Origin of the sequence: Streptococcus sp. 1621 (assembly GCF_013276615.1) — a bacterium.
Classification (GTDB): Bacteria; Bacillota; Bacilli; order Lactobacillales; family Streptococcaceae; genus Streptococcus.
Genome location: NZ_VMLJ01000057.1, coordinates 1 through 8,410, shown reverse-complemented (window position 1 = coordinate 8,410; position 8,410 = coordinate 1). Strand labels below are relative to the sequence as shown.

General features: G+C 39.9%; 8 protein-coding genes and 1 pseudogene. All 9 read right to left on the bottom strand.

Translation table 11 applies throughout. The annotated features are described in order from the left end of the window. Positions 1–38: 38 nt before the first annotated feature. A pseudogene (locus tag HT697_RS10410) lies at positions 39–152 on the bottom strand (SPFH domain-containing protein); the annotation flags it as partial. A 538-nt stretch (positions 153–690) separates the two neighbouring features. Beyond that, the gene (gene ilvA, locus HT697_RS10000) at positions 691–1,941 is read right to left on the bottom strand and encodes a threonine ammonia-lyase IlvA (RefSeq protein ID WP_000952975.1); all 1,251 of its coding nucleotides are present in this window, start codon (positions 1,939–1,941) and stop codon (positions 691–693) included. 50 nt (positions 1,942–1,991) lie between these two features. Next, complete coding sequence (locus HT697_RS09995; RefSeq protein WP_173217925.1) at positions 1,992–2,348, bottom strand: ketol-acid reductoisomerase; 357 nt, start codon at positions 2,346–2,348, stop codon at positions 1,992–1,994. An 83-nt stretch (positions 2,349–2,431) separates the two neighbouring features. Then, positions 2,432–3,454, bottom strand: coding sequence for a ketol-acid reductoisomerase (gene ilvC, locus HT697_RS09990; protein ID WP_000290683.1), 1,023 nt, complete (start codon positions 3,452–3,454; stop codon positions 2,432–2,434). A gap of 65 nt (positions 3,455–3,519) precedes the next feature. Then, entirely contained in the window at positions 3,520–3,996 is a 477-nt protein-coding gene (ilvN, locus tag HT697_RS09985) for an acetolactate synthase small subunit (RefSeq protein WP_001253803.1), read from the bottom strand. After that, a complete protein-coding gene (locus HT697_RS09980) occupies positions 3,989–5,689 on the bottom strand; it encodes an acetolactate synthase large subunit (RefSeq protein ID WP_060805182.1) in 1,701 nt (566 codons plus the stop codon). The genes ilvN and HT697_RS09980 overlap by 8 nt, the downstream gene beginning before the upstream one ends. Before the next feature lie 200 nt (positions 5,690–5,889). Next, positions 5,890–7,557, bottom strand: coding sequence for a DAK2 domain-containing protein (locus HT697_RS09975; protein ID WP_000036655.1), 1,668 nt, complete (start codon positions 7,555–7,557; stop codon positions 5,890–5,892). A 2-nt stretch (positions 7,558–7,559) separates the two neighbouring features. Continuing rightward, the gene (locus tag HT697_RS09970) at positions 7,560–7,925 is read right to left on the bottom strand and encodes an Asp23/Gls24 family envelope stress response protein (RefSeq protein WP_000216436.1); all 366 of its coding nucleotides are present in this window, start codon (positions 7,923–7,925) and stop codon (positions 7,560–7,562) included. A 154-nt stretch (positions 7,926–8,079) separates the two neighbouring features. Continuing rightward, the gene (gene rpmB / locus HT697_RS09965) at positions 8,080–8,268 is read right to left on the bottom strand and encodes a 50S ribosomal protein L28 (RefSeq protein WP_001140948.1); all 189 of its coding nucleotides are present in this window, start codon (positions 8,266–8,268) and stop codon (positions 8,080–8,082) included. Positions 8,269–8,410: the final 142 nt, after the last annotated feature.

Here is an 8,410-nt window from a genome sequence, read left to right as displayed (position 1 = left end):
GTTTGGGAATTTACCAAAATAATTAGTTCATAATTTTCTTACTTCCTTTTTAAAGCCGATAATATATAGGTTTTGCTAGCCTCTACACCATAAATATTTGCTAATAAAAATATTGTATTATTACCCTCTTGAGGTGCAAAATTATTCAAGCTTTTAAAAAAATGCTTCTCTATTTCCGTAAGATAGCTTATTTCTTCGATTTAAGAACTGAAGATGACAGTTCTAACCTTTAGAAATCCAAGCCTTCACTAGCTCAAAAACTCCTATCTTTCTTCCTCAAAAAATCATCTGATAGATAGCTATTCCTTATATCCTTCAAATTCATCACTCATTTGGATATTGAGGTGCTAGCCTAAAACCAAACACCCGATTCTCTAAACCATCCTTAATAAAGATGACAAGACAGATAAGCTCAGTCAGTTGCTCATATATCCTTTTAATATGATATATTTGTCAGCAAAAAGAAAGCAAATCACATCTTAAAGACCGTGTGAGTTTACTTTTCAAAATAGACGGGAAATCAAAATGAAGGATGGAAATCTGAGCCAAACATCATAAGTGCTATAATGAACAGAAGTAAGAATTGCACGATAAGTTTCCTAAAACCATAGGAATCGCCCCCTTTCTTCATCTTCATTATAGCACCTATACATCAGTTGTGCAAATAATATGATATTTTTTTATTAGCCCTCAGACAAGCATATTATAAAGCGTTTCATTCCCATTTAAGTTAATATAAGCCGGATCAAAACCTTCCATTCGACGAATCAATCCTGCATAATCATGCTTATCTGCCAAAGCGATCCCAATCAATACAGGCCCTGTTCCCTTGCTAGCTCGTTTGATATACTCAAAACGTGTGATATCATCATTTGGTCCCAGGATATCATTTACAAACTCACGCAGAGCACCTGGACGCTGTGGAAAATTGACCACAAAGTAATGCTTGATACCATCATAAATCAAGGCACGTTCTTCCATTTCTGGCATACGGTTGATATCATTATTTCCTCCAGAAATGATACAACAAATGGTTTTCCCCTTGATATATTCAGCTAAAACTTCTAAAGAAGCGATACTAGCCGCTCCAGCAGGTTCTGCAACAATCCCTTGCTTGGAGTAGAGGTCAATCAAGGTTTCAGAAATCAATCCCTCATCAACACCTACTAAGGTTTGAACATGTTGACGGGTTGCTTCATAGGTCAACTGTCCTACCTTTTGCACAGCAATCCCATCCGCAAATTTGTCAATTTCCTTGAGCTTAACAGGTCCACCAGCTTCAAAGGCAGCCTTCATAGAACGCGCTCCATTCGCCTCTACTCCGATAACCTCAATCTCTGGACTTGTTTCCTTAATATAAGTAGAAACCCCAGCAATGAGACCACCACCTCCAACAGGAACTAAGACAGCATCAAAATCAATCGATTCTTTTCGAGCTTCTTCTAAAATCTCATAAGCAACAGTCCCTTGACCTGCTTGGACATGAGCATCATCAAAGGGATCAATAAAGGTACGATTTTCAGAGACTGTAAATTCTTGAGCTGCTTTAGCTGAGGCATCAAAGGTATCTCCAACTAGTTTAATGGTCACGAAATCCCCACCAAAAAAGCGAACCTGCCCAATTTTTTGTTGCGGAGTAGTAATGGGCATAAAAATAGTAGCAGGAATTTTCATCTCATTACAAGTATAGGCAACTCCCTGCGCATGATTTCCCGCAGAAGCGCAGACTACTCCACGCTCACGCTCTTCCTTGCTGAGCTGAGAAATAGCATAATAGGCACCACGAATTTTAAAGGAACGAACACGTTGGGCATTTTCCTTTTTCAAATAAATCTTAGCACCATACTTCTCCGATAAATAATGGTCATAATCAAGCGGTGTATTCACAACCACACCGTTCAAGACTTTATGAGCCTTGATTATATCTTTTGAACTTAACATATAAAACCTCTTTTTCTATAAAAAACAGTCACTAATGACTGTTTTTTTAGTTATTCATCTCCAAAAACTTCAGCAACACTTTCATGATATTTATGAGCCATACGAATTGAAAACTCTTTAGGAAGTTCATAACGATTTGTAGAAATCCAATCATATAACCATTCTGCCAAACTTTCTTCACTATCATTACGATGGAAGATAAAATAGTTTAAAATTTCTTTATATTCTACATCATTCAAATCCAGCGTGTCTACAAATTGACTACGAGGAACAAAATTAGAATCTAATTTTCTTAGTTGATCTGTCAATTCTCCCAATTGTAAATCCAACTGAAAAAATAATTTTTGCAGTTGCCTATCATTCTCATCACATCCTGTCTTGATAGAAAACAAATTGGTAATGTTCATATGATTTCAACTCCTAAATAAGTACATCTAATATCCCACGAATAGCTGAAGCTACTATTTTAGCAAAATTCTTTGCTTTCTAATTAGTTATAGATTTTGAATGCATCATCGTCGTTTTTACCAACGAAAGGCATTGCTTTACGCAATTCTGCACCAACTTTTTCAATTTCAAGGTTAGCTGCTTGTTCACGGTAAGCAGTCAATTTTGGACGTCCAGCTTTATAGTCATTGACAAAGTCATTTGCAAATTTACCATTTTGGATGTCTGCCAAGACAGCTTTCATGTTTTCTTTAACTTGTTCAGTGATTACACGTGGACCTGATACATAGTCACCGTACTCAGCAGTGTTTGAAATTGATTGACGCATTTTCTTGAATCCACCTTCATAGATCAAATCAACGATCAATTTCATTTCGTGAAGAACTTCAAAGTAAGCCAATTCTGGAGCGTAACCTGCTTCTGTCAAGACTTCGAAACCTGCTTCGATAAGGGCAGTCAAACCACCACAAAGTACAGCTTGTTCACCAAACAAATCTTCTTCAGTTTCTTCTTTGTATGTTGTTTCAAGAAGACCTACACGAGCTGCTCCAACACCTTTACACCAGTCCATAGCAATGTTTTTCGCATTTCCTGTTGCATCTTGGTATACGGCGTAAAGAGCTGGAACACCAAATCCTTCTTCATAAGTACGGCGTACCAAGTGTCCTGGTCCTTTAGGAGCACACATGAAGACATCTACATCTGCAGGAACTTTGATAAACTCAAAGTGAATGTTGAAACCATGGGCAAATCCAACTGCATTTCCAGCTTCCAAGTTTGGAGCGATTTCTGCTTCGTACAATTCTTGTTGGATTTCGTCTGGTGCCAAAATCATGATAACATCAGCCAATTTAGTTGCTTCTGCTACTGTATAAGTGTCAAATCCGTCTTCTTTTGCTTTGTCAAAAGATTTACCTGGACGTACACCGATGATGACATCGCGACCTGAATCACGCAAATTTTGCGCATGCGCATGTCCTTGTGAACCATAACCGATAACGGCAATTTTTTTACCGTCAAGTGCTGCTACTTTAACATCTTTTTCGTATTCCATTTGAACTGCCATAGTTTTTCTCTCTTTTCTATTATTTATTGCCTTTTAGGCTGGTTTAACAAATTTAAGTTGGATTTTTAATCACGGGTAAATCCTGTTGCACCCGTACGAGCGATATTGCGAATACCGTATGGTCGAATGACTCGCAATAGAGCTTCACTCTTTTCGGCATTTCCTGTCATTTGAATGGTAATCGAGCTTGGCGCTACGTCTACCACTGTTGCACGGAAAGGTTGAATAATCGCTAGAATCTCAGCTCGCTTCTCAGCTGGCGCTGACATCTTAACCAAAATCACCTCGCGTTCCAAGTGTGGTTTATCCGTAATATCTCGAATGCGAATCACATCAATCTGACGATTGAGCTGCTTGATGATTTGCTCCACTTCATCATGTGAAGCTACATCAATAATAATGGTGATACGCGATACATTCGGATCTTCTGTTGCTCCAACAGAGATGCTTTCGATATTAACCTGACGGCGAGACAGGACACCGGTAAAGCGATTGAGGACTCCCGAACGATTTTGTAGTTTTGCTGTTAACATTCTACGCATGGAACTTCACCCCCAACATCTCATGATTGCTCTTACCAGCTGGCACCATTGGTAACACCTGCTCCTTACGAGAAATATCTACCTCGATTAGCATAGGAACATCCTCAGTGATGACTTCAAGGTCTTGAGCCAAGGTCTCAGGATTGTCAAATTTATAGTTTTTAATACCGTAAGCTTGTGCCATCAATTGGAAATCAGGAAGGGTATCAAAGACTGACTCAGATGTTCTACCTTCATAGAAGGATTCCTGCCACTGACGAACCATTCCAAGTGAGTGGTTGTTCAGCATAACCACCTTGATTGGCACCTTGTAAATGTTCAAAATCGCCAATTCCTGATTAGTCATTTGGAAACCGCCATCCCCAACAAACAAGACTACTTCCTTATCTGGGTTAGCAATTTTAGCCCCGATTGCTGCTGGAATTCCAAATCCCATGGTTCCTAAACCACCTGAAGTCACTAACTGACGTTCATTTTGGTAGGGATAATACTGGGCTGTCCACATTTGGTGTTGACCTACGTCTGTGACCACAATGGCATCTCCGTTAGTTAATTCACCAATTCGTTCAATAACAGCTTGCGGTTGAACTACACGCTCTTTCTTATCATAAGAACGAACGCGGTTCTTGTCTTTGGTAACTTTTTCAATCCATTTCTCAGTATTGTTATGAACTGTTGGTTCTGCTAGCAACATTTGCAAGGCTTTCTTAGCATCTCCAACTACAGGAATATCTGCACTGATAATCTTACCAATCTCAGCTGGGTCAATATCAATGTGAGCAACCTTAGCATTCTTAGCAAAAGTCTTTGGATTCCCCGTCAAACGGTCATCGAAACGGCAACCAATACTAATCATAAAGTCCGCTTCCGTCATGGCAATATTAGCTGCGAATGACCCGTGCATGCCTCCCATTCCAAGGAAGAGTGGATGACTCGTTGCAATCGTTCCTTGTCCCAAAAGACTGGTTACCACCGGAATTTGATAGCGTTCTGCAAATTCATTTAATTCTGCAGCAGCTTCAGCATAACTAATTCCACCACCAGCTAGCAAGACTGGCTTTTTAGCCTTGGATAATTGCTTCAAGATTTTCTTGATTTGCATATCATTTGGCTCAAGAGTCGGCTGATAGCTTGGTAGGTTCACTTCTGATGAATAGATGAAGTCTGTTTCTAAAGCAGATACGTCTTTAGGTAGGTCAATTACAACTGGCCCTGGACGGCCTGTAGTTGCGATATGGACAGCTTCCGTAATGATACGAGGAATATCAGCTGTCTCACGAACTTGGTAATTGTACTTAGTGATTGGCATGGTAATTCCCACGATGTCTGCCTCCTGAAAGGCATCCTTCCCAATCCCTGCTCGCGCCACCTGACCTGTAAAGACCAAAAGGGGAACACTATCGCTCATGGCATCCGCAATCCCTGTAATGGCATTTGTTGCTCCCGGTCCGCTAGTAACGACGGCAACACCCAACTTTCCAGTTGATTTAGCATAACCTTCAGCTTCATGCAGACAGCCTTGCTCATGGCGTCCTAGAATGTGGCGAATGCCTTTAAAATTATATATCGCATCATAAAAAGGCAAGACTGCACCACCAGGATAGCCAAAGATGGTATCAATTCCTAAATCACGAAGTGTTTCCAAAACTAGGTCAGACCCCGTCTTAGGAGATTCTAAACTGATTTTCTCCATTGTTCCCCTTTCTTTCCTCTTAAAAATAACTTGTTACTATCATACCACTTTTTCAAAATTTTTCAAGACAAAAGAAGAAATTTTCTGAATTTTCTATTTTAACGTTTATTTATGAATGTTATTTTGGTTTTTATTTAAAAGATACCGATTTCATTATTTAAAAAGAAAAAAAGAACTGATTTCTCAGTCCTTCATTAATCTTATTCTACACTAAATAGGTATGGGTAAACAGGTTGTTGACCTTGGTGAATCTCGACTTCAACGTCTTCGAATTCTTCTGCGATTTCTTGAGCAATTTCATTGGCAAGTTCTTCGCTTCCGTCTTCACCGACATAGAAGGTTACGATTTCACTATCTTCATCCAACATATGTTTCAAAGTTTCTGTCAAGGTTTGGTGCATGTCAGGGTTTGACACGAGAATTTTCCCATCCACCATACCTAGATTATCATTTTCATGGATTTCTAAGCCATCAATGGTTGTATCACGCACAGCTGTTGTGACGCTTCCGCTAACGACATCGCTAAGAGCAGCTGTCATACGCTCTTGGTTTTCTTCGATGGACTTACTTGGATCAAAAGCAAGAAGACTTGTCAAACCTTGAGGAAGAGTGCGAGCTTCCACCACTACTGCTGGTTGCTCCAAAACTTCTGCTGCAGATTGAGCTGCCATGAAGATGTTTTTGTTGTTTGGCAGGAAGATAATGTTACGAGCGTTGACCTGTTCAACAGCCTTGATAAAGTCTTCTGTTGAAGGGTTCATGGTTTGACCGCCTTCGATAACATAATCCACACCTTGAGAACGGAAGATATCTGCTAGACCTTTACCAGCCACCACGGCAATCAAAGCATACTCTTTTTCTTCAGCTGGCTTGCTAACTTGAGCAGCTTCTTTCTCAACCTGTGCTTCGTGTTGGTTACGCATATTGTCAACTTTTACCTTGACCAAGCTACCATATTTGAGACCTTCTTGCATGACAAGTCCTGGATCTTCTGTATGGACATGGACTTTGACGATTTCATCATCATTGACAACGAGGAGAGAATCTCCAAGTTCATTCAAGTAGTTACGGAATTCATCGTAGTCAAAGTCTTTGGCATAGGTTGGACCTTGCTTAAGAGCAACCATGATTTCAGTACAATAACCAAAGGTAATGTCCTCAGTCGCTACATGACCAGCTACAGACTTGTGGTGTTCCGCATTGATCATTTCACTCATATTAGCAGGAGTGGCTACAAAGTCCTCAGATGCAATATATTCGCCAGTAAGGGCTGAAAGGAAACCTTCGTAGATGAAGACCAGTCCTTGACCACCTGAGTCCACAACACCAACTTCCTTCAATACTGGAAGCATGTCCGGTGTTTTAGCTAGAGCTGTTTTAGCACCTTCTAAAGCTGCACGCATGACTTCAACAGCGTCATCTGTTTGCTCAGCCTTTTTCTTAGCACCGATAGCAGCACCACGAGAAACTGTCAAAATCGTTCCTTCAACTGGTTTCATAACGGCCTTATAAGCAACTTCCACACCTGATTGGAAAGCAAGGGCCAAGTCTTGACCTGTTAACTCGTCTTTATCCTTGATGGCTTGTGAAAATCCACGGAAAAGCTGAGACGTAATAACACCTGAGTTCCCACGCGCACCCATCAAAAGCCCTTTAGCAAGAATGCTCGCTACCTCTCCAACTGTAGAAGCTGGCTTGTCTGCAACTTCTTTAGCTCCATTTTCAATGGTCATTCCCATATTTGTCCCGGTATCTCCATCTGGAACGGGAAAGACGTTTAATGAATTGACATATTCAGCTTGCTTATTCAAGCGAGTTGATGCAGCCTGCACCATTTCTTGAAATAAGCTAGTAGTAATTTTTGACACGATTATTCTCCTACAACTTTGATATTTTGAATGTAGACATTTACAGTCTGAGCAGTAATTCCAAGTTGGTTTTCCAAACTAAAGGCAACACGCTCTTGAATGTTTTTTGACACTTCACTAATCTTTGTTCCGTAGCTCAACACGGTATACACATCAACTGCAATGCTGCCATCTTCGGCTGCCTTTACGACGACACCTTTAGAATAATTTTCCTTACCTAGAAGGGCTTGAAAATTATCTTTGAGGGCATTTTTACTAGCCATACCGACCACACCAAAAATTTCAGTTGCTGCTCCACCTACGACGGTTGCAATCACTTCATCTGTTAGTTCGATTTGACCATCTTTTGTATTAATTTTTACAGTCATCCTTTTTACCTCAACTAGTTGATACTCTATTTTATCATATTTCAGCCCAAGTGTAAAAGCAGAATACTGTATCAGCGGATATTTACTCTGCTTTTAAAATAATTTTTTCGATATGACAAAAGAAAAAGACCCTGAGGTCTCCTTGCTTTTATTATTAAACGCGTTCAACTTTACCTGATTTCAAAGCACGAGCTGAAGCCCAAACTTTTTTAGGTTTACCATCGATAAGAACAGTAACTTTTTGAAGGTTTGGTTTTACGGCACGTTTTGTTTGGTTCATCGCGTGTGAACGGTTGTTTCCTGATACAGTCTTACGACCTGTAAAGTAACATACTTTAGCCATTTGTGTTTTCCTCCTATTAGATCTAATATAGCGGATGTGCTAGCACCACATACCGTACTATGTTATCACACTTTCTTCATTTTTGCAAGGGAATTGGAAGATTTTTTTATTTATTTGTGATTAGGCTAACTTCTCAAAGTAA